This is a genomic window from Gemmiger formicilis (assembly GCF_016901605.1).
Classification (GTDB): domain Bacteria; phylum Bacillota; class Clostridia; order Oscillospirales; family Ruminococcaceae; genus Gemmiger; species Gemmiger formicilis_B.
In genome coordinates this window covers 1-506 of sequence record NZ_JACJKP010000416.1, presented here as the reverse complement: position 1 = coordinate 506, position 506 = coordinate 1, and the positions used below count along the sequence as shown (strand labels likewise).

Here is a 506-nt window from a genome sequence, read left to right as displayed (position 1 = left end):
CCAGACGGCCAAGCACGTGATCCGTCAGGGCCTGCGGGAAGGCGAACGCAATCTGCAGTGCAGCGAGATGCAGTCCCGTGCTCATGAGCTTGTTGTGGCTACGGTGGTTTCCATTGATCCGGAACGCGGCAACGTGGTGCTGGATCTGGGCAAGGGCGGCAGTGCCGTTCTGCCCCGCAATGAGCAGGTCCCCGGTGAGGAATTCCACGAGGGCGAGACCGTGCAGGTCTACGTGGTGGATGTTCTGGCTACCGACCGTGGCCCGCGTGTGACCATCAGCCGCACCCATCCCGGCCTGGTCAAGCGGATGTTTGAACTGGAAGTGCCCGAAATCTACGACGGCACCGTCGAGATCAAGGCCATTGCCCGCGAAGCCGGTGCCCGCACCAAGCTGGCCGTCTGGAGCAAGAACCCCGACGTCGACCCGGTGGGCGCCTGCATCGGTGCCCGCGGCGCCCGTGTGGAAAAGATCGTGCAGGAACTGGGCGGCGAGAAGATCGACGTCA

Annotated in this window: 1 pseudogene; it reads left to right on the top strand. The window is 64.2% G+C overall.

Annotated features, from left to right (window positions below):
- Window positions 1-506 (top strand): annotated as a pseudogene (locus H6B10_RS15215) (transcription termination factor NusA); the annotation flags it as partial.